The organism is Nocardia yamanashiensis NBRC 100130 (assembly GCF_001613325.1).
GTDB classification, from domain to species: domain Bacteria; phylum Actinomycetota; class Actinomycetes; order Mycobacteriales; family Mycobacteriaceae; genus Nocardia; species Nocardia yamanashiensis.
This window is the reverse complement of sequence record NZ_BDCD01000033.1, coordinates 86,390-107,252: the sequence shown is the minus strand read 5'-3', so window position 1 is coordinate 107,252 and position 20,863 is coordinate 86,390. Positions and strand designations below refer to the sequence as shown.

Genomic DNA, 20,863 nt, shown 5'->3' with positions numbered 1-20,863 from the left:
TCTCGACCTGATGGAGGCTCACATGTCCGAAACCACCACGTCCCCGGCGAACAAGCCCTGGCACGGGGTGATCGTCGCGACCACCCTGCCGTTCACCGACGATCTCTCGGTCGACTACGAGGCCTACGCCGAGCACGTGCGCTGGCTGGCGGACAACGGCTGCCACGGCGTCAGCCCGAACGGCTCGCTCGGCGAATACCAGACCCTCGACGACACCGAGCGCGCCCGCGTGGTGACCACCGCCATCGAGGCCGCGCCGGAGGGCTTCACGGTCATGCCCGGCATCGCCGCCTACGGCGCGCTGCAGGCCCGCAAGTGGGCCGAACAGGCCGCCGAGGCCGGCGCGCAGTGCGTGATGCTGTTGCCGCCCAACATCTATCGCGGCAATCGCGAGGTCGTGCTGGATCACTATCGGACAGTGGCCGCGGTCGGCCTGCCCATCGTCGCCTACAACAATCCGATCGACACCCGCATCGACCTGACCCCGGACCTGCTGGCCGAATTGCACGGCGAAGGGCTGATCGTCGGGGTCAAGGAGTTCACCGGCGACGTGCGGCGCTTCTACGAGATCAAGGAACTCGCACCGGAACTCGATGTGCTGATCGGCTCCGACGACGTGGTGCTCGAACTCGGAATCGCGGGCGCGGTCGGATGGGTCGCGGGCTACCCCAACGCCATTCCGCAGGTGACCGTGGAGCTGTACAACGCCGCGGTGAACCGGGACCTGGACAAGGCTCTGCCGCTGTATCGGGAGCTACATCCGCTGCTGCGCTGGGATTTCAAGACCGAATTCGTGCATGCCATCAAGCTGTCGATGGATCTGGCCGGGCGGCCCGGCGGAGCCTGCCGGCCGCCGCGGATTCCGCTCGCCCCCGAACTGGTCGCCAAGATCACCGCCGATACCCAGGCCGTGCTCGCCAAGGGATACCGGTAACCGAGAAATCCAGCGGTAAGGGCGAATACGGAAGAAGAAGGACCACTCGATGATCGAAACGACAGCCGAGCCGATCGCCGACACCACAGCGGAAGCGGTCGATGCCATGGTCGCCGCCGCGGCGGCCGCCGCACCGGCCTGGGCGGAACTCGGCGCGGCCGGACGCGCCGAGGTGCTCGATGGTATCGCCGATCGGCTCGACGCTCAGGCCACCGAGCTGATCGCCCTGGCACGGCACGAAACCCGGCTGCCAGAGCCGCGGCTCACCGGCGAATTGCGGCGCACCACGTTTCAGCTGCGCCTGTTCGCCGACACGGTGCGTGACGGCGGGTATCTGGATGTACGGATCGACACCGCCGACGACCGCTGGCCGATGGGTGCGCCCCGGCCGGATCTGCGCCGGATGAACATTCCACTCGGCCCGGTCGTCAATTTCGCGGCGAGCAACTTCCCCTTCGCCTTCTCCGTTCCCGGCGGCGACACCGCCGCCGCATTGGCCGCCGGCTGCCCGGTCATCGTCAAGGCCAACCCCGGCCACCCGGGGCTGTCGCGGGCGGTCGGCACGATCATCACCGCGGTGATGGACGAAAACCGGGTTCCGCGTGGCACTTTCGGCCTCGTCTTCGGGGTCGATGCGGGCGTCCGGGTGCTGACCCATCCGGCCGTCGCCGCCGCGGCGTTCACCGGCTCCATCAGAGGCGGGCGGGCGCTGTTCGATATTGCCAACGCACGACCGAATCCCATTCCCTTCTATGGTGAATTGGGCTCGGTCAACCCGGTTTTCGTCACCGCCGCGGCCGCGCACTCACGGCCCGCCGAGATCGCCGCCGGACTGCTGACCACGCTGTCGGCCAGCGCGGGACAACTGTGCACCAAACCGGGCCTGATCGCGGTCCCCGACGGATCTCCGCTGCTCGAGGAACTGGCCGGGACCACCCCCGAACCGACCGGGGACCTGCTCAACGACTCGATAGAAGCCGGATTCATCGGGGCCGTCGAGCAGATCCGGGCGCACCCCGCAGTACGGATCCTCAGTGGCGGCGCTTCCGGGCGCACCCTGCTGCTGACCACCCGCGCCCAGGATGTGCTCGCCGATCCGGAAGCCTTGACCCAGGAGATGTTCGGCCCGGCGGCACTGGTGGTCACATACCGCGACGTCGACGAACTGTTCGCGCTGGCCCGCGCGGTGAGCGGGCAGCTGACGGTCTCGGTCTTCGGCGACGACACCGACGACATCGCCCGCACCCTGCTCACCCGAGGCGTGGACGTGGCAGGCCGGGTGCTGTGGAACAGCTGGCCCACCGGGCTGTCGGTGACCTACGCCCAGCAGCACGGCGGCCCCTACCCGGCGACCACCGCACCCACCGCGACCTCTGTCGGGTCCGCCTCGATCGCTCGCTTTCTGCGGCCGGTGGTGTACCAGTCGGTGCCTGCGGAGCTGCTGCCGCCGGAATTGCGCGACGACAATCCGCTGGCCGTCCCGCGATCGGTGAACGGGGCACGCGCGCGATGAGATTCGACGAGTCCGGCACATCGTCCGTGAGGGGGACCGATGTGCTGATCATCGGCGCCGGCATGATCGGCTGCGCGCTCGCGGACCGGCTCACCCTGGCAGGACTGTCGGTGCGAGTCTGCGAGGCGGGCGCGGTAGCCTCGGGCACCACCGCGCACGGCGAGGGCAATGTGCTGGTCTCGGACAAAGGGCCCGGCCCAGAGCTGGAATTGGCGCGTCTGTCCCGGCGACTATGGCCCGAGACGCTCGCGCGCATCGGTGAACGGCTGCCTCGCGCGGTCACGGCGGTCGAATGGGAACCCAAGGGCGGCATCGTCGTCGCCACCACCGAGACCGGCGCGACCGCCCTGGCTGCCTTCGCCGACGGTCAGCGCACGGCCGGGGTGGACTGCACCGCCTTGGATACCGCGCAGCTCGCGGCGGCCGAACCGGCACTCACCAAGGAAACGACCGCCGCCGTCCACTATCCCGAGGACGCGCAGGTCCAGCCGATCGGTGCAGCCACCGCGCTGCTCGCGGCTGCCACGGCGGCCGGAGCGATCATCGAAACCCGTTGCGCGGTCACCGATTCGATCGTCAGCGGCGGCCGGATGCTGGGGGTGCGCACCACCCGCGGCGACCGATTCGCCGATGTGGTGATCAATGCCGCGGGACCGTGGTCGGGTCCGATATCCGTGCTGCTGGGCGCACCCATCGCGGTCAAACCGCGACGCGGCGACGTGCTGATCACCGCTCCCCTGCCGCCGACCGTCTTCCACAAGGTCTACGACGCGGATTATGTCGGGGCGGTGGGCAGTTCGGATACCGCGCTGCAATCCTCGGCGGTGGTCGAATCCACGCGCGGCGGGCCGCTGTTGCTCGGATCCTCCCGCCGCCAAACCGGATTCGACGACCGCATCCGTCCCGACAGCCTCGCCGCAATCGCCCGCAAGGCACTGCGACTGTTCCCGGTACTCGCCGATGTCGCGATCATGCGCGCCTACGGCGGATTCCGCCCCTACGTCGAGGACCATCTGCCGGTCATCGGCCCCGATCCGCGCCTGCCCGGACTGTGGCATGCGACCGGTCACGAAGGCGCCGGCATTGGACTGTCGGTCGGCACGGCACAGCTGGTCGCGGCCGCCCTCACCGGCGCCCGCGCGCCGATGAGCAGTGCGGCTTTCACCGTCGACCGTCCGGCGGTCCTCACCTCGAGCACGGAGTACGTATCCCTATGAGCCCCTACCTGATTCCCGCGGACCGCGACCGGCTCGGCCGCTCCGACCGGCCGCTGACCGTGGTCGCCGATGGCGTATCCGTGCCGGGAGTCCACGGTCAAACCCTCGCCACGGTGCTGCTCGCCGCGGGCCGCGACCAGTGGCGCACCGCCCGCGACGGTGGCCGGCGGGGCGTGTTCTGCGGTATCGGCGTGTGCTTCGACTGCGTCGCGACGGTCAACGGGGTGCCGGATGTGCGGCTGTGCCGTCGTCCCGCCCGTGACGGCGACACCATCATCAGCCAGAGCCGCGCCGAACGGAGCGAGCGATGAACCGGCACGTGGTGGTGATCGGCGGCGGACCGGCGGGCACCGCCGCGGCCGAAGCCGCACTGCGACACGGCGCGACAGTCACGCTCGTCGATGCCAACGAAGCTCTCGGTGGTCAGTACAACCGGCGGATACCGGCCGATTACGGCGTGCGGCGGCCCCTGCGCATCGGGCACGGATACCCGGCGGCCGAGCGCCGGGCGCGACTGCTGCACGAGCATCCGCGCTGTGAATATCTGGCCCGCGCGGCGGTGTTTCACCTCGAGCGGCATCCCGAAGGTGGTTGTCCCACCGTGCGATTGCTGATCGGGGTGGAAGGTGAGCGGCGCATCCATCGCGAGGTGCGCGGCGATGCGCTGATCATCGCGACCGGAGCCTATGACCGGGTGTGCCCGTTCCCGGGCTGGGATCTGCCCGGCGTCTACACCGCCGGGGCCGCACAGACACTGGTCAAAACACAGCGCCTGCTGATCGGGCGATCCGTCCTGGTATCGGGGACCGGACCGTTCCTGCTGCCCGTCGCCCACTCACTGGCACAGGGCGGCGCGCGGGTGCGCGCGGTGCTCGAGGCCAACCCGGCCCGGCGGATCCTGCGCCACTGGGCTGCCCGGCCGTGGGAGTTACGGCACAGCGCGGGCAAAGCCGCGGAACTGCTCGAGTACGCGAGTTCCGGTCTGCGCCATCGGATCCCGCTGCGCACCTCGACGGCGGTGGTCGCGGTCGCCGGCGACGGCCGGGTGGAGGAGGCGACCGTGGCCCGGCTCGATGAACACTGGTCGCCGATCCCGGGCTCGCACACCACCGTGGCCGTGGACGCGGTCGCGGTGTCGCACGGATTCACCCCACAGCTCGAGCTCGCCGTCGCCGCCGGTGCACGGCTGACCGCGCACGGATTCGTCAGTGTCGATCAAAACCAACGCACGACCGTCGATTCCGTTTGGGCGGCAGGCGAACTCACCGGTATCGGCGGAGCGCAGGTCGCCGCGATCGAGGGCACGGTCGCCGGAATCGCGGCGGCGGGCGGCGATCCGAGCCAAGAGCGCGGCCTGACCGCCCGGCATCGCACCGCCGGGCAGTTCGTCGCCCGGCTCGCCGGCGCGCACCCGATCGGCGCCGGTGCGACGGGCTGGTCCCGGCCCGACACCGTGATCTGCCGGTGCGAGAACACCACCCGGGCCGAACTGACCACGACCTGGACGGGAGTGGCGGGCACCAGCTACCGCGCGGCCAAACTCGCCACCCGCGCCGGACTCGGCCCCTGCCAGGGCCGCATATGCGGTTCCGCCATCGCCGACCTGCGCGCGGCGCACTGGGGCGCGACCGCCGACGCCACCCACCCGCGCGCGGCGCACGCGGAAACGGCCGACGACTCAGCGCCCGGCGGACGATGCGGCACCGCCGGTTGCACTCCCGCCGGACTGGCCGCCGCGACACCCGCCGCGCGCCCGCTGGCCGCCATCGTCCGACTGCGCGAACTCGCCGAACTCGACACCCAAGGACCGTCCTGATGCACAGCAGCAGAATCATCTCCGCCATCGACACCCACACCGAGGGCATGCCGACCCGCGTGGTCACCGGCGGAGTCGGCACCATCCCCGGCGCCACCATGGCCGATCGGCGCGACTACCTCGTCGAAAACCTCGACGGCCTGCGGAAATTCCTGGTCAACGAGCCGCGCGGGCACGCCGCCATGAGCGGGGCGATCCTGCAACCCGCCACCACCGCCGACGGGCATTACGGCGTGCTGTTCATCGAGGTGAGCGGGCTGCTGCCGATGTGCGGACACGGGACCATCGGCGTGGCCACCGCACTCGTGGAAGCGGGCATGGTGCCGGTCACCGAACCGGTCACCGAAATCCGCTTGGACACCCCCGCCGGACGAGTGATCGCCAGCGTGAATGTCACTGCCGGGCACGCTGATTCGGTCGCGCTGCGCAACGTGCCCGCCTACTGCGACAGTCTCGACAATGACGTCGAAGTGCCTGGGCTAGGCGCGGTCCGCTACGACATGGCCTACGGCGGAAACTTTTACGCCATCGTTGATCTCGGCAAACTCGGGTTGCCCTTCGACCGCGCCCGCCAAGGCGAGATCCTGGACGCAGGACTGCGAATCATGCGTTCCATCAACGAATCCCGTCGTCCCGTGCATCTCGAGGACGAACGGATCGGCGGGTGCAAGCATGTGCTGTTCCTGGATCCAGCCTCCGAGCCCACCCACACCCGCAATGCCATGGCGATCCACCCGGGCTGGTTCGACCGCTCCCCCTGCGGCACCGGCACCTCCGCGCTCCTGGCCCGTCAGCACGCGCGCGGCCTGCTCTCCGGAGGCCAAGTGCTGCGCAACGATTCGTTCATCGGCACCACCTTCCATGCCCGCGCGATCGACACCATCACCGTCGCCGGACATCCCGCCCTCATACCGGAGATCACCGGCCGCGCCTGGCTGACCGGCACCGCGAACTACCTGCTCGACCCGGCCGACCCGTTCCCCGAGGGCTTCGTCTTCTGACCCCACCACCCCTAGTTAAAATATCACCACCTGAAAGGCGCGACAATGTCTGTCGTCACCCGCCGCCCACGCCCACCCATCACGCTGCGCGGAGTCCTGCGGCGAATGCCCGTAACCGACTCCGAAACCGGCGATTTCACCAAGAGCATGGGCCTATGGCAACTGGTCGCGTTGAGCCTGGGTGGCCTGGTCGGCGCCGGCGTGTTCTCCCTCGCCGGCGTCGTGGCCAACGAGGTGGCCGGACCCGCCGTACTCATCTCGTTCGCCATCGCCGTCATCGCCTCCGGCGCGGCAGGCCTGTGCTACGCCGAATTCGCCGGCATGGTGCCCAAAGCCGGTTCCGCCTACACGTATTCCTATGTGGCACTGGGCGAAATCATCGGCTTCATGATCGGCTGGGATCTACTGCTCGAATACACCGCCATCGTGTCGGTGGTAGCGATCGCGGTCTCCGGCTACCTCAACTACATCACCCACTACATCGGCTTCGACCTGCCGACCTGGGCCCTGGGTGCGCCCGGCACCGGCGACGGCCGCAAGATCGACCTGTTCGCCGTCCTGCTGTGCCTGCTGCTGGCCTTCCTGCTCTCGCGCGGCACCCGCGAATCCGCCCGCGTGCAAACAGGTCTCGTCGCGGTGAAGATGGTGATTGTCGCCATCGTCGTGATCGCCGGCGCCTTCCACATCAAAGCCGGCAACTACACGCCGTTCTTCCCGTTCGGCATCGGCGGCGCGGTTTCCGGTGCGGCACTGGCCTTCTTCGCCGTCTACGGCTACGACGCCATGAGCGCCGCCGCCGAGGAGTCCAAGGACGGCAAGAAACTGCTCCCCAAGGCCATCCTGGTCAGCCTCGGCATCGCCTCTATCGTCTACCTGCTGGTCTGCCTCGTCATCGTCGGCATGGTGAACTTCACCGAAATCGATGTCGCCGCACCGTTTTCCAGCGCCTTCGACACCGTCGGCATGGGCATCCTCGGTCTGGTCATCGCGGTCGGCGCCGTCGTCGGCGTCACCACCTCCGCCTTCGCCAACATGCTCGCCGTCACCCGCGTCGGCTTCGCCATGAGCCGAGACGGCCTGCTCCCCACCTACTTCGGCAAATGCAGCGAACGCCGCAAGGTCCCCACCCGCGTCATCTGGCCCGTCGGCGTCGTCTCCGCCCTCATCGCCGGATTCCTGCCCATCCGCGAAGCCGCCGAACTCACCAACGTCGGCATCCTCATGGCCTTCATCGTGGTAGCCCTCGGCGTCATGCGCCTGCGCCACACCCGCCCCGACGCCGACCGCGCCTTCCGCACCCCCTGGGTGCCCGTCGTCCCCCTCATCGGCATCGCCTTCTCCATCTGGCTGATCAGCCACCTCGACGCCATCACCTGGCTGCGCTTCATCATCTGGCTGCTGATCGGCCTCGCCATCTACGCCGCGTACGGCTACCGCAACTCCACCCTGAACCAGCCCGAAACCACAAGCGACTAGCACCCGCGCTACCCGAAATCTGTTACCCCGCTGTACCACTCGCAGCCTCCAGGTGCGATTGGGTACTTGCCAGTAGTCCCGTGGCTGATCCTGCAAGGGTCAGCCACTGTCAGGGCTGAGAAGCGTACATGGTCGGCCTGGGCCGTCCCGGAGATCATCTAGTCGGCAAGTAATGCCGGGAGGATCGAATGAGTCGGAAATGGCCATGCGCCGAACTGCTCTTGGCGGTTCGGCGCATCCTGTCCCTTTCGCGGCGTGTTCGGTCCGCGAAGCACCCATCGACCCGGCCATAGGGTTGCTCTCAGCGGTGCATACGCCCGAGAAGACTCGCCGATATCCAGAAGGCGCTTATCCCGAGGAGCCCTGATGAAGACTCTGATCGTCTATGCCCACCCGGAGTCGAAGTCGCTCAACGCGTCGTTGAAGGACCTCGCGGTGTCGACCTTGGAGTCCGCCGGGCATGAGGTCAAGGTGAGTGATCTGTACGCCATGAATTGGAAGGCGACCGCGGACGCAGCGGACTACGGGCCCCATGCCTCCAATCCGCTGAAGGTCGCACGGGATTCGGGTCGCGCGTTCGACGCGGGCACTCTCACCTCGGACGTCGTCACCGAGCAGGAGAAGCTCTTGTGGGCGGAGGCGATCATCTTCCAGTTCCCCCTGTGGTGGTACACGATGCCGGCGATCCTGAAGGGATGGGTGGACCGAGTTTTCACCTACCACTTCGCCTATGGCGTCGGCGAGCACAGCGCTACGAAGTACGGCGAACGATTCGGGGAAGGAACTCTCGCGGGCAAGAGGGCAATGCTCTCGGTGACCACCGGAGGCCCGGAATCGCACTATGCGGCCCGCGGGATCAACGGCCCCATCGACGATCTGCTGTTTCCTATCAACCACGGCATCCTCTACTACCCCGGCCTCGAGGTACTGCCGCCGTTCATCATCTACGGCGCCGACCGCATGACCGTCGAGGATTTCTCGGATTGCGCCAAAGCCTGGAAGCAGCGCCTCCTCACCCTCGAGTCGACGGCGCCGATTGCGTTCCGCCGCCAGAACTTCGGCGACTACGAAATTCCGTCGCTGCAGTTGAAAGCAGGTCTGGAGCCCGCAGGGCGTACGGGCTTCGGTCTGCACTTGCACGAGTGACCGAAGGCGGACAGGGTTGGGATGCACTCTCGCAACAGAATTGCTGACGCACTTCGCGTTCTCAGGGCGCGCTTGGCAGGCAACATCAAGGAGTGGGCCGCACACAAGCAGCGTGCTGAGCGCGGCCTTACCGACCTTGGGCCACGTCAAGCAGCGCATGTGCTGCCGGGAGAGGACATCTCAGCCGCGGACCTGATTCACAAGGATGTTGCCTATCCCACGCCAGGCGGAAAAGGCGTCACGAGCACCGAACTAGAGACACAGCCGGGCGACCGAACGCACCGTGAAAGCACGGTACCTGGGATGCGCACGCAGGACTATGAACGTCTGTCTGCCGAACTATCGGAGCGAGGTAGACGCGATCAGGAAGTCCGCCGGATGGGCAATCCGCCAAGCAAGGTAGAAATCGAAACCATGCGTGCAGTTGATGCCGATAATGTTTCGTGGTTCAGGGGCGTTGTCGCGGAATATGGTTGGCCCGGAGCGGATCAGGTGGGGAGGGAAGGAGCCAGGTCAGCGTGGCTGATTGTTCAACACGGTCCGCTGGACCTGCAGAAGCAATGCCTGCCCTTGTTGCGGCAATCGGTAGCCGAAGGCAAAGCGAGTCGAATAGATCTGGCATATCTCGACGACCGGGTTCGCACTCGCGAGAAGCGCCCGCAATTGTATGGGACTCAATCGTTCGGATTAGAAGGACCGATTCGCCTCCTTCCCATTGAAACCCCGGGGCGGGTAAATGAGCGCAGAGCGGAACTCGGTCTGCCACCGCTCGAGCCAGAGGATATCGCCAAAGCCTGGACCATTGAAGAAATTTCAGCGCTGTCCATCACTTACTGATCGGTTGGACTCTCGCACACGACGCGACATGCGGCTCAAACCAGCATCGACTGGGCGTCTGGCGGAATCTGTGAGAATCCCGGATCCTCGAGTTGAGGCATGTCCCTGGGATGTGGCATAGGGGTCGGTTGCGGCGGCCCCCCGTCCTTCGGGATGAACGGTAGCGGTGGCAATTCCCAGCTGAGCACTGGCAGACCGAGCGCCCACTGGGCATCTTGCACAATGAACCTGGATGTGCTGAGCGTGCGGTCAGCTGCCAATGCGAGTTTGTATTCGAGATACAGTCCGAGAGGAGGAGAACCTCCAGGGGTATCGGCCTGGTACGAAAACAGTGATCGGAGCGCGGTTTGCCGCGTCCATCACCTCTTGGCCCCATTCGACATTCTGCTTGATGGCTTGCAGCGCTTCCGAACCCACCGTCGCTGCTCGTTCCGCGATGTCGACAGCCGTCCCGTCCGATCGCCGCCAGCTCAGCGAATCCTCATGCAGCGACTGACGAGACGATGAGTATGCGTCGGCGGTAAAGCCCGCGAGCGTGGCCTGGTCGTTCGCTGGAAGCAACGGCGTCTCTGGGGCCGGCATCGGTGGCGGGGGGAACAGCGAAATCCCTTGCACCCAGCGTGTCGACCAACATCTGGAGGCGTTCATTGATGCGGGTGATGAAGCTGGCCAGAGGTACCGAAGCGAGTTTCAGCGGAACCAGTTCGGGTCGCCACGCCGGCATCGGGGGCGGTGGATTCGATGACGGTGAGCTTTCGTCCGCGCTGAGCTGTTCGATCAACACAAGCACCTTCCCGACGTCGCGTTCGGGTCCATTCTTCTACAACCGGCCAAACGTACGCGTTCTCTCAGCTGGCAATAGTCCTGGTGGACCCGCGAATGCCGATGAGGTGATGCGGCACGAGCCCGCTGTGCTGATGGTGCAATAGAACCTGTGCTTTCGGATTATCAGCGGCAAATGCGCGACCACTGGCTGGCCGCACCCGTCGAACCTCCTCCGCCGCCGTGGCAATCGCCGCCGACCCGCATGATGCCCGTCGGGGGCCTGCTCGGCATCGGGTTCGCCGTTCATCCCGACAATTGTCACGACCTGGTGATGGTCGTATCCAGCTCTGGCCATGGACTTTTCGACGCGGTCACCGGGGAGAAGATCGCGCGCGACTACGATCCCGATCCCGACACCAGCACTCCTGACTGCGCACCGGATCTGACCTGCCCCGGATTCGGGCCGATCGCCGGCACTCGCGTGCACATCGCCGGCCATTACGGTGGCGGCCTCCATCTGACCACCGCCGGCTGGGCTGTGGATGTCGTCGTGCCCGCCTGGCCCAACCACCGCGTACTGCTCTCGGGGACGGGCGATATCCACCGTGACCCGCCGGGTCATGGTTGGTGGCACATCTTCCACTCGAGCTATTCCACCTTCCGCGCTGCCGGTTTCTCCCCCTCCGGCCGCACGCTGGCGGTGGCGACCAGCAGCGACCTCACCCTGTGGAACCGGAAGAGCACCACCGCACCATCTTGACGATGCTCATCGCATCGGCATCGGGGCCTGTTGACGGCACCTGATGTTCCTAGTAGGCAACCGCCACAGGATCATTCGTGCGGCCGGGGGGCACGCTGCCGAGCGCCGGTTCGAGATCATCGAACCAGTGCGCGGCGCGATCGTATCGTGCGAAGAACTGCTGACCGAGGTGCGCGCCAAACCCGAGACTTGGGAGATCGCATCGGTGTAGATCTCCAGGGCACGAGCAGAGTGGACATGCCCACCAGTTTGGTTCTCGCGGGCATGTTTTCAGGGTTGAGAAGAAATATCCCGCCACTAATCCTTTTCGGACGGATCGAGTCGGCGACGGGCCAGTTGGGTGACGCCGTTGTAGCCGTAGCTCTCGCCGTCGAGTTCGTAGAGCGCGACGTACGCCGCGGCGGGCAGCGGGCCGAGGCGGTCGGACAGCAGCGTGTAGGCGTGCTCGATGAACGCCGCCTTCTCCGTCGACGTATCCGTGCCGGCGGTGATGCTGACTTCCAGATGGACTCCGGTCGCCTGTCCGGGCTTGGTTACCGGAGCGAACCAGGTGTCGGCGGGGACCAGATTTACGTGGACCACCGTGACCTCGGGCTCCTTGAGCAGATCTTTCTCCAGCAGTGCGGTGATGCCGGATGCCAGGTCGGCGCGGACAGCCGGGGAGACGTCGGGGTTTGCGATGGTCAGGCGCGCGAAAGGCATTGGTACCAACTCCGATTCGATCATGTAATGCTTTGAATCATTACTAGTCATCATGGTGTAATGTGTCAACCCATTACAGGAGGTGAATTCATGACCCGACCAGACCGACTCGGCCTCGCTCTGGTGGCAACCAGACGTCGGCGCCGCACCGACAGCCCGATCGACGACCTCACCGATCCAACGACCCTGTGCGCTTGGCTGCAGGCCCGGGGCCTGGAGGTCGGCGAGTGCTCTCCGGGCGATCTGACAGCCATTTGTGAATTGCGAGAAGCGATTTACGACTCGGTTGCCGCCGCCGCCACCGACGGCCACCCCACGCCCTCGGCACTGGACATCCTCAACGCCGTGGCTTCGCACCCGATGACGGAACGAAAACTACTCTGGGACACCAACTCCGGATTCCATCTCGAAACCGGGCCGCACACACTGACACAGGCGCTGATCACGATCGCCCGCGATACTGTCGATCTGCTGACCGGTCCCGTACGCGACCAGCTGCGTCAATGCGAAGCTGATTCCTGCGGAACCGTTTTCATCGCGCCCGCCAGCGGACGCCCCCGCCGCTGGTGCTCGTCGGCCACCTGCGGAAACCGTGAACGCGTCCGCGCCCACCGCGCCGGGTCGTGAATACCGGGCGGGTTCAAAATACGACCTTGACCCGGTGTCCTCCGCTTCGGGTGACCGCCATCAGCCCACGCCCTTCTTGCTCCATCCGGGATACACGGCCGCTGTCACCACAACTGGAAGGACTCAGACGGCTGGCGCCTGCGAGAATCGAAACCGTAGTCTGCTTCGTGTGTAGAAGACCGGACGGAATGCGGGCTGAGGTCATCCATCCGGGAAGGGGGCCCACGCCGGATCGAGATTGGATCGTGCACGAACTCCAGAAGAAGCTCCTGGTCAGCACTCATCAGATTCTTGCTGAAATCGAACGGACGACTGAATACCTGGCGGGGCCGCGAGGCGCGGCGCGAGTCGGCCCAGCGATCAGGCGAGCGCTGACCGGAATCGTCGAATGTGATCAACACGGCCCCCTGCATCACCTTGCGCTTGAACCACCTCCGGTAACTCCCGCCGAGCTCACTTGGCAGCAATTGAGTCAGCGCCGAACAGTGACCTTCGCGGAGGACCCGAAGTTCGCCAATATGCGCGATTTCGGCGGGCTGCCGACGACTGACGGAAAAGAAACGGTGTTGGGCCGGCTGTACCGGTCGGGGACTCCCGAGGCTGCGACCCCCGCGGCGATGAACGATCTGATCGACGTCAGGAATGTCCGCACCGTGATCGATCTGCGCTCGCCCCGCGACCATGCACGCTATGACGGCACCGCATGGCGCGACCGCCCGGACGTCAGTGTCATTTGCCAAACGGTCGGGACCGATAAATTCGTGCCCCGTGGCGATTTCGGCGACCTCTACCGGAACACACTCAACGACAGCCTGGAATCGATCGCCAAGGTCGCGCAACACGTCATCGACGCCCTCGAGCGGGCTCCGAACAGCGCGGTGCTCATACATTGCACGCATGGCCGGGACCGCACCCAAGTGGTGCTTGCGAATCTTCAATGCCTAGCTGGTGTTCCCCGCAATGTCATCATCCGCGACTACCAGCTCACCGACCGATTTGTCCCCGCGCTCGGTCCCCTCGATCCCAACCAACGTACGGTGCGCTTCACCGAGGCACACGCCGTCGAGAAGCTGCTCGACGAGATCGATCGCCATGGCGGACCCGAGGGGGTGCTCCGGACAGGGGGTATGGAACAGGACCAAATCGACCGGCTTCGTGGTCTATTGGTGCATTGAGTGACGATCGGACTGCCTGTGCGGTACAGGTATTCGTCGGGCGCAGGACCGGGGTGTGGCCGGCCGGGAAAGTCGTTGGGGAACAGCGGAATTCCATCAGGGTCGGCGGGTTGGCGGCTGCGCAGTTTGCTACTCGCGGTCGGGGAAGGGCGGGGTGATTGGGCCGAATCGGCGGCGGTATGTGGTGGGGGTCAGTCCGGTTCGGCGCCGCATACATGCCCTGAGGTTGGATGCGGTTCCCAGTCCGCTGGCATGGGCGACTCGGTCGAGGTTCGGTTCGCCGCGTTCGAGTAGCCGGCAGGCCAGCGCGACGCGTTCGGTTGTCAGCCACGTCAGCGGTGTGGTTCCCAGTTCGGCCTGAAAGCGGCGGTGCAGGGTGGCGGGACTGACCCCTGCGCGGGCGGCGAGGTCCGCCACTGTCATGGGTTGGTCCAAATGTGTTTGAGCCCAGGCGAGTATGGGTGCCAGCGTTGTGTCTTTCACACCGGCGATGGGGCGCTCGACGAACTGCCGTTGCCCTCCGTCGCGGTGGGCAGCGAAGACCAGGCGGCGACCGACCGCGGTGGCGATCTCGGCGCCGTGGTCGCGGCGAATCAGGTGCAGGCCGAGATCGAGCGCGGCAGCACTGCCGGCGGCGGTCAGCACGTCACCGTCGTCGACGTAAAGCACATCCGGCTCCAACAGCACCTTCGGATAGCGGGCCGCGAATTGCTCGGCCCACCGCCAGTGAGTGGTGGCCCGGCGTCCGTCGAGTACCCCGGCCTCGGCCAGGGTGAACGCCCCGGTGCAGAAGCTCACCAACCGCGCGCCGCGTTCTGCGGCCTGCCGCACTGCCCGCACCACTACCGGCGAGCACCCCTCCTCAGGATCCGGGCGATTCGGCACGATCACCGTGTCGGCAGTCGCTACCGCGTCCAGCCCCTCCACCTCGCTCAGGGTGAACCACCCTCCGTGCATCCGCGCCGCACCGCCCTCTGCGCACAGCTGAAACTCGTACCACGGTCGGCCAAGCTCCGGCCGCCGCAGTCCGAACAACTCGGTCGCGACACCCAGCTCGAAGGGGTTCGAACCCTCGTCGACGATCACGACCACCCGATGCGAGGATCCACACGACATACGCGATTTCTAGCACTTCCCTGGTCAAGGCGCACCACTGACGATGGGACAGTGAGAAAAGAACCAGTCGACCTGCACGACGCGCTAGCGAGCTTCGATGACCTGTGGTCCCCGCGGATCGCCGCCAGGGTCAACGATTACGACGTCCGCATTGCCAAAGTGGCCGGCGAGTTCGCCTGGCACCGTCACGACGACACCGACGAATTCTTCCTCGTCCTCGACGGAGAACTCCAAATCGCCTTGCGCGACGAGCATGGCGAACATACCGTGACCCTGCCCAAAGGTTCCGTCTTCGTCGTCCCCCGCGGTACCGAGCACAAACCCTCCTCCACCAGCGGCGCACACATCCTGATGTTCGAACCCACCGGCACCCCCAATACCGGCGACCACCATGAACACTTGCCCGAACACATCACGACCACCACGGGCTACGCCCTCGACTGAAAGCTCAATCCGATCATCCGGTGATCGTCAGCCGAGACTCGGTGGCGCCGATGCGTCGTTATTGTTCGATGGCCACTGGCTTCACGGCGAGCTGGACTGAAATCCAACCGACCTCGGTACGCTCGGTTGCCATGGCCTCGATCAAGCCGGCTTCTATCCCCGGCGCCGTTCCGAAGCGGCTGAGCAGCAGCTGGACCGCGACCCAGGCGGCCTGTTTGTTGCCCTTCGAAAACGACTTCTCGCGTATGACTGATTGGAAAACCGCGGCAGGAGATGTCGGCGAAGCTGTGTCACGTGACGATCGTGAGACGATGCGGTCACTCTCCTATCCGGGGCATCCCAGTAAGCGCGCGTCCGATATTGAGAACGCCCGAGTCAAACGTAATGCGTTCCAGCGGAACAGCACTCGATCACCTCCCGGGCATCTGACCTCCGATAACGTTTGGTTATCGGAGGTCAGAACGCCTTCTTTCTCAATCGCTCTTTTCATGTTTCGTTTCGTTTGTAGCGTGTGCATGGTGACGTAACAACGAAACGTATCTGTCGCGTTGCGCATATGCCGGTCACATCCGAGTCCTCGAACCTCGCCCCCGGCAACACGGCCTCCAGCACGGAACGATTCGGCCCGTATGACTGCCTAGGCTTTCGAAATGAGCGGGTGGATCGAAGAGGGAACTGCAGCGGATGACCAGGACGTGGCACATCTGATCGAGGACCTGCACTACACCGGCGACTGGACATTGTGTTGCACGGGAACACCCGCGCGAGCGGAGCCGAAGCTGGGACGTCCACGCTGGTTACGGTGTTCACTCAAGGCCGCCGAGGCTTTCCGCCTCAGCGAACAGCCGCTGAGTATCGTTCAAGAATGGATGCGCGTCGACCACACGGCCCACCCTCGGCCTTCGACGATCCTGTCTCCGCCATCGGACCGGCGCGGCCGTCCACCGCAATCCGCGCAGTCGGCCGAGGGCGTCGGCCACAGCGCAATCGTCTTCGATCTCAGCGATCCGGACCTCCGGTACGTCCTCACCGATTCGCTGTCACGGTGGGCGACTCTTCAACGTCGCAAAGCCCGTGCAGAATCCGACGCGAGCTTGACCGAAACACGCAGGCGCTAGGCCGAGCTCGCCGATGCCACCCGTCGGCGTGCCGACCGGGCGGCCGAGAACAACTAGAGTCGAGCCCATAGTCACCGGAATTACGCTGGCTCCCAGAGCCTTCGCAGTCGCGGGCTACGAGCTGGACCTTGCAGCCAAGAAACGTGCGGCTGCGTTGGGATGTCAGCATCGGCCTATATTCGGTCCCAGATCGAGAACGACATCGCGACCGCCGGCACCGGTGAACCACAGCCGCCGTGGGTGCGTGAACTGTTCGCGGTCATCGCTCACCACGAGCACAAGCGTCCTGAGTAGTGGTCAACGAGGAGGCAGACTGATGAGTGCACTCCAGGAGCCCTGGCGCCCGGTAGTCAAAAAGCTGAGCCCCGAGCAGCTCAAGAAACGGTTGCGGCAGGCCGAGAAAGTTCTAGGACGTCCCCTGCCCCGGCCCGTCGGTACATCCCGAAAGGGATAGCGGCCACTCTGGCCGTGCCCGATGCGATCGATAGCTCGTCCGAACATGCACGGCACAGCGCAGCGCACGCACCGCTCTTCCCGCGCGTGCGTCTGGTGAACCTGGAGGTCCACCACGCTGCCAGCCAGCCCTTGCGGCTGTGACGCCCCGAGCAGACTTCGGCACCCAGGAGTTCGGCAGTGCAGGAACCAGGTTCGGACAGAAGTTCCTTGTCCCACAACAGAATTTGCGCGTGAATGGCCGTTGTGTCATTGCCACAGAGGATCGATGAGCACCGATATCGGTGCGGGCAGGGCTAGGAACGCGGTTACAAAGGCAGTGACTCGGCCGGCACCCGCTGGGTGCGGGTCCGTACTCCCGAGCCCGTAACCGCGCCCGCCGAATCGACAGCGGTGTCCATTGCGGCCCGAACCACATGCCACCGTGAGTGACGTCCGCACCGTGGCGCGACACTGTGGCACAGCTCCAGCTCGAGTCCGGCGCACACGGCTGATAATTGCAGGTCGGTGATGGTCTCGTCGACCTGTTCCGACGACCATACCTCGGTCGCAACCTCCTCCTCGAGCCCGAGCGTGCCATCCTCGCGCGCGACACCGCAGTGTTTCCACCCCTCAAATAGGTGATTCCCATTGGTAGGCAGCATCATTGGTTCAGGGTAGTTTCGTGCGAAAAGCAGGGCCCATATCAGGCCACGCGTCCTTGGACACCATAGGACGCGACGCTGAATCGGTACTGGTTCCCCGGCTTCAGGCCGCGGTGTCACGACTGGCTAGGACCCGCTGCCGATGGGGTGGTCAGGCACGTCAACCGTCGCGCTGGTGCGGCAGAACCAATACCAGTCACCGCTGAGGTGACGGGATGTCCGTGACGCGGGTCGGCGGTCGAAAAGCTTGGCAAAGCCACTTCCCTCCGAGCAATGGTTTGCCATTGGTCCGGTCCGGAAGTAGATGCCGTCGCTGAGGCGTTGCACGCCACGAATGCGATAGAGGCCGAAGCGGTCACCTTCGAAGGTCCGTGGATCGGTTCCGGCACTTACCTGCTGTGCCGCATCGTCGAAGGCGTGTGCGGAGAGGTGCCAGCGCACAGCCATTGGCAGGTCTTTGCTCCATAGGGCGGCCGTGAGTGCGATCACCAGAATAGGAGCAGCCAGAAGGCCGAGCTCGGGTATCAGGAGCCGCCGGGATCGGACCGCCAGGACCGTGTAGACAAGGACCACCAACCACATCACAAGCGCCACGAAGATCCCATCGAGGACCAGCAAGGGCGACAACGACATCAACTGGGCAGTGGCCGGATCGCTCGCTGAGACGAGTAACCCAAAGCAAGCCACGACGGTGCAGACGACCAGGAGATACCGGCGGATCACTGACCGCAGACGTTGGTTCCCTGATCGGGTTTTCCCAGTATGCGCCATGCTCATGCCGGGAGCCTAGATTTCGGCCAGCGGTCACTGGTGTCGGTTGTCGCCACTGGTGAGAGGGCGGCACCACCCCTGAGTCGACGGGGTTGATCGCGATGCTGATCCACACATGCGTGATCTCAGCGCGATCGTCCCACCGTCGGCAGGTTGCCGCACAGAGGGTGCTGCTATCTGAGGTAGCTCGTTGGCGCCGACTTTCAGGAAATGGGCAACGCCGTCGTGTGCCTAAGCCCAATGTCTTTGCTGCACAAATGATCAAGTGCGTCCGGTCCGTGTCGTGGGTTCTGGGCATCGGCCGTTCGGTGGTGTCGGTTGAACTGCTTTTCGCGTGCCCGAGAATTGACCAGTACGCCCACGAGCTGCCCTAGGCGGGGAAGTCTGGCTGCCAGAAAGGCTCGGTGGTCGTCGGCGAATCGAAAGTTGTAGCGGGATTCGGTGGTGTCGAACCGTTGTCCTGCTTCGCCTGGGAGGTATTCCGATCCTCACGCGACCTTATTGCCCTCGGCTCCCTTATCGAACCGCTCACCAAACACAGGAAGGCTACACCGTGGACTTGGACCTCAACCCCCGGAAACGGTCGACATCGATGACCTCTGGCTGAACCAGCGGCGCTGAGTCCTGGGATCCCCACGGTGTGCCACCCCGAACTCTTCCTCGGCCCGCTAAGTTGCACCACGACGCAATAGCGGACCGCGGCCTGGCGAGAGAAACGCGACAGCGGCCGGGTGAGCGTGGAGAGCCGGAACAGGTCAGATTACCGGCTTCTCCGCCGTTACCAATGCGCCTGTGCGGTGGAGCAATGGTCGATACAGCCGAACATTCTGAAATCCTGCATCGATGAGATTATCTCTGATTGCTACTTCCTCATCGTGATAGCCAGGAAACCCTCCCCATGCTCTCAGGCGGCCGCCGGGCTTCAATACACGGAAAATCTCGGCGGGTGCCTGGGTGCCGGTGTCGGAGAGCGAGTAGGGTGGTAGGCGCTCGTAGAAAACCTCATTCACGGAACTGTTCGGAACTAGGTGAAGATCCTCGACATCGGCTCGTAGGTCCGGGCGCACAGCTGGGGAGACATCCAGGAACACTTCGCCGACAGCTGGATTGCGATAGGTATGACCTCCTCCCACCACCAATCTCGTGCCATCAGGTGCCGCGTCGGTCTCGTTCAGCAGCCGGGACAGGTCCAATCTGGCAGCAGGTATGTCCGGTAACTCGGGGTGGCTCCTCACTAGACTTCGGACAAGATCATCCGGACTTTCTTCTGTCAAGTATCTGGAATGGTAAGCCATCTTGTATCGGAGATCTTGCCACGGATCCGTCGGCGGTTCCGGTTGCCTGACTCGCCAGCGCCCAATTTCGCTGCCTTCGATGGTCAGCGACACCCGTTTCCCATCTATGTCGAATGGAACCTCGATGGCCTCTACGCTGCGATATCCGAATGGTGTGAGTAAGATCTCGCCATCAATTCTCGGTCTGAAGCTATCGTGTAGTCCGCTTTCCAGCCCCGAAATCTTGACTGCTTCACCAGATCGCCAATCGCTGATTTCCAGATTGCTCGTCGAATATTTCACTCTTTCGATAGCGGCCGCATAATTCTCGTCGGATATCATATGCGCAGCCCGCTTGACGAGGCCGCCTATTGAATCCCGTAAGGCTATCGCAGCCCGGCTCAATGCATTCGTCATGTCGACCTGCCACAAACGGCCGCGTGTGTTTCGATCAGCTCGTTCACAGGCGTGCCCTCTCGGTGCGCTTGACGAACTCGGTGTTCATCAGTACCACCGACAGCAGGAGGATCCCGAGGAACAGCATGAACGAGTCGCTGTTTCCAGCGGGCGAAAACAGTCCCCTGTCGAGCCATGCCGAAGGTCAACGCACCGATCGCGGTGACAACCACAGATCCGAAACCGCCAATGAGCAGACAGCCTCCGACGACCGCGGCGACGAGATACTGAAACTCCGATCCCACGCCGTAACCGGCATGGACACCGTCGAACCGCAGCAGTTCGCGCGAACCCACCACCCATCTGACGGCAGAGGTGGTCATGAACAGCAGGATCTTGGTGCGTGGCTTTGCACGTGATTGCCGGTGCTCGGCCCGCTGCACGCGGCCAGCGCGGTGCTTGTGGCGAGCCATGGCAGGACACTCCGCTGCGATCACCGTCGTCACTTGCCGAATCCAATCTGTCCGCAGGCCGAAATATCCAGCCCGCCAATGCGATACGAAAGCTGATTGGTATCGACAACGCAATCCGGACAACCCCAGGAGCGGGAAGCTCGATCACAGTCAGCGGGCAACGTCGGCATGGACGCAGGACGGAATGAGCGACTCGAAGGCTGGC

The 20,863-nt window shown here is 64.8% G+C and carries 21 protein-coding genes; 15 read left to right on the top strand and 6 right to left on the bottom strand.

Annotation, left to right across the window (positions count from 1 at the left end):
* Window positions 1-22: 22 nt before the first annotated feature.
* The 9 genes from NY1_RS33660 (at window position 23) to NY1_RS43280 (ending at window position 9,940) form a co-directional block, all read left to right on the top strand.
* On the top strand, window positions 23-934 hold the full coding sequence (locus NY1_RS33660; RefSeq protein WP_067721190.1) for a dihydrodipicolinate synthase family protein: 912 nt from the start codon (window positions 23-25) through the stop codon (window positions 932-934).
* 49 nt (window positions 935-983) lie between these two features.
* The gene (locus NY1_RS33655) at window positions 984-2,447 is read left to right on the top strand and encodes an aldehyde dehydrogenase (NADP(+)) (protein WP_067721189.1); all 1,464 of its coding nucleotides are present in this window, start codon (window positions 984-986) and stop codon (window positions 2,445-2,447) included.
* Window positions 2,448-2,488: 41 nt separating this feature from the next.
* Window positions 2,489-3,664 carry an NAD(P)/FAD-dependent oxidoreductase gene (locus NY1_RS33650; protein WP_233434603.1) on the top strand — a complete coding sequence of 392 codons (1,176 nt, stop codon included), beginning with the start codon at window positions 2,489-2,491 and terminating at the stop codon, window positions 3,662-3,664.
* A complete protein-coding gene (locus NY1_RS33645) occupies window positions 3,661-3,975 on the top strand; it encodes a (2Fe-2S)-binding protein (RefSeq protein WP_067721187.1) in 315 nt (104 codons plus the stop codon). The genes NY1_RS33650 and NY1_RS33645 overlap by 4 nt, the downstream gene beginning before the upstream one ends.
* Window positions 3,972-5,480, top strand: coding sequence for an FAD-dependent oxidoreductase (locus NY1_RS33640; protein ID WP_067721186.1), 1,509 nt, complete (start codon window positions 3,972-3,974; stop codon window positions 5,478-5,480). The genes NY1_RS33645 and NY1_RS33640 overlap by 4 nt, the downstream gene beginning before the upstream one ends.
* Window positions 5,480-6,481 carry a proline racemase family protein gene (locus NY1_RS33635; RefSeq protein WP_067721185.1) on the top strand — a complete coding sequence of 334 codons (1,002 nt, stop codon included), beginning with the start codon at window positions 5,480-5,482 and terminating at the stop codon, window positions 6,479-6,481. Before NY1_RS33640 ends, NY1_RS33635 begins: the two co-directional genes overlap by 1 nt.
* A 45-nt stretch (window positions 6,482-6,526) precedes the next feature.
* Complete coding sequence (locus NY1_RS33630; protein ID WP_067721184.1) at window positions 6,527-7,957, top strand: amino acid permease; 1,431 nt, start codon at window positions 6,527-6,529, stop codon at window positions 7,955-7,957.
* 366 nt (window positions 7,958-8,323) lie between these two features.
* Window positions 8,324-9,103 (top strand): NAD(P)H-dependent oxidoreductase, encoded by a 780-nt coding sequence (locus NY1_RS33625; RefSeq protein WP_067721183.1) that lies wholly within the window; start codon window positions 8,324-8,326, stop codon window positions 9,101-9,103.
* Window positions 9,104-9,175: 72 nt separating this feature from the next.
* Window positions 9,176-9,940, top strand: coding sequence for a DUF6624 domain-containing protein (locus NY1_RS43280; protein ID WP_157762623.1), 765 nt, complete (start codon window positions 9,176-9,178; stop codon window positions 9,938-9,940).
* A gap of 481 nt (window positions 9,941-10,421) precedes the next feature.
* Here the strand turns inward: NY1_RS43280 and NY1_RS43275 are convergent, their stop codons facing one another.
* Complete coding sequence (locus tag NY1_RS43275) at window positions 10,422-10,721, bottom strand: hypothetical protein (RefSeq protein ID WP_157762622.1); 300 nt, start codon at window positions 10,719-10,721, stop codon at window positions 10,422-10,424.
* Between the two features lie 177 nt (window positions 10,722-10,898).
* Here NY1_RS43275 and NY1_RS33620 point away from each other — a divergent pair, with 177 nt between their 5' ends.
* On the top strand, window positions 10,899-11,465 hold the full coding sequence (locus NY1_RS33620; RefSeq protein ID WP_218028514.1) for a hypothetical protein: 567 nt from the start codon (window positions 10,899-10,901) through the stop codon (window positions 11,463-11,465).
* Between the two features lie 297 nt (window positions 11,466-11,762).
* Here NY1_RS33620 and NY1_RS33615 read toward each other — a convergent pair whose 3' ends face one another.
* Window positions 11,763-12,167 (bottom strand): tautomerase family protein, encoded by a 405-nt coding sequence (locus NY1_RS33615; RefSeq protein ID WP_067721181.1) that lies wholly within the window; start codon window positions 12,165-12,167, stop codon window positions 11,763-11,765.
* A 90-nt stretch (window positions 12,168-12,257) separates the two neighbouring features.
* Between NY1_RS33615 and NY1_RS33610 the strand changes: the two genes are divergently transcribed.
* Window positions 12,258-12,794, top strand: coding sequence for a CGNR zinc finger domain-containing protein (locus NY1_RS33610; protein WP_067721180.1), 537 nt, complete (start codon window positions 12,258-12,260; stop codon window positions 12,792-12,794).
* A 245-nt stretch (window positions 12,795-13,039) separates the two neighbouring features.
* A complete protein-coding gene (locus NY1_RS33600; protein WP_169815436.1) occupies window positions 13,040-13,969 on the top strand; it encodes a tyrosine-protein phosphatase in 930 nt (309 codons plus the stop codon).
* A 129-nt stretch (window positions 13,970-14,098) separates the two neighbouring features.
* On the opposite strand, the gene NY1_RS33595 is transcribed toward NY1_RS33600, so the two are convergent.
* The gene (locus NY1_RS33595) at window positions 14,099-15,061 is read right to left on the bottom strand and encodes a GlxA family transcriptional regulator (RefSeq protein WP_233434602.1); all 963 of its coding nucleotides are present in this window, start codon (window positions 15,059-15,061) and stop codon (window positions 14,099-14,101) included.
* A gap of 75 nt (window positions 15,062-15,136) precedes the next feature.
* Between NY1_RS33595 and NY1_RS33590 the strand changes: the two genes are divergently transcribed.
* The 3 genes from NY1_RS33590 (at window position 15,137) to NY1_RS43265 (ending at window position 16,647) form a co-directional block, all read left to right on the top strand.
* A complete protein-coding gene (locus NY1_RS33590) occupies window positions 15,137-15,529 on the top strand; it encodes a cupin domain-containing protein (protein WP_067721176.1) in 393 nt (130 codons plus the stop codon).
* 20 nt (window positions 15,530-15,549) lie between these two features.
* Entirely contained in the window at window positions 15,550-16,056 is a 507-nt protein-coding gene (locus tag NY1_RS43270) for a hypothetical protein (protein WP_157762621.1), read from the top strand.
* A 123-nt stretch (window positions 16,057-16,179) separates the two neighbouring features.
* Entirely contained in the window at window positions 16,180-16,647 is a 468-nt protein-coding gene (locus NY1_RS43265) for a hypothetical protein (RefSeq protein WP_157762620.1), read from the top strand.
* Window positions 16,648-17,870: 1,223 nt separating this feature from the next.
* Here the strand turns inward: NY1_RS43265 and NY1_RS33580 are convergent.
* From NY1_RS33580 to NY1_RS42335, 3 genes are all read right to left on the bottom strand, one after another.
* Window positions 17,871-18,521 (bottom strand): hypothetical protein, encoded by a 651-nt coding sequence (locus NY1_RS33580; protein ID WP_157762619.1) that lies wholly within the window; start codon window positions 18,519-18,521, stop codon window positions 17,871-17,873.
* Between the two features lie 749 nt (window positions 18,522-19,270).
* Entirely contained in the window at window positions 19,271-20,206 is a 936-nt protein-coding gene (locus NY1_RS43260) for a class I SAM-dependent methyltransferase (protein WP_157762618.1), read from the bottom strand.
* Window positions 20,203-20,691 (bottom strand): ABC transporter permease subunit, encoded by a 489-nt coding sequence (locus NY1_RS42335; RefSeq protein ID WP_233434601.1) that lies wholly within the window; start codon window positions 20,689-20,691, stop codon window positions 20,203-20,205. Before NY1_RS42335 ends, NY1_RS43260 begins: the two co-directional genes overlap by 4 nt.
* Window positions 20,692-20,863 lie beyond the last annotated feature (172 nt).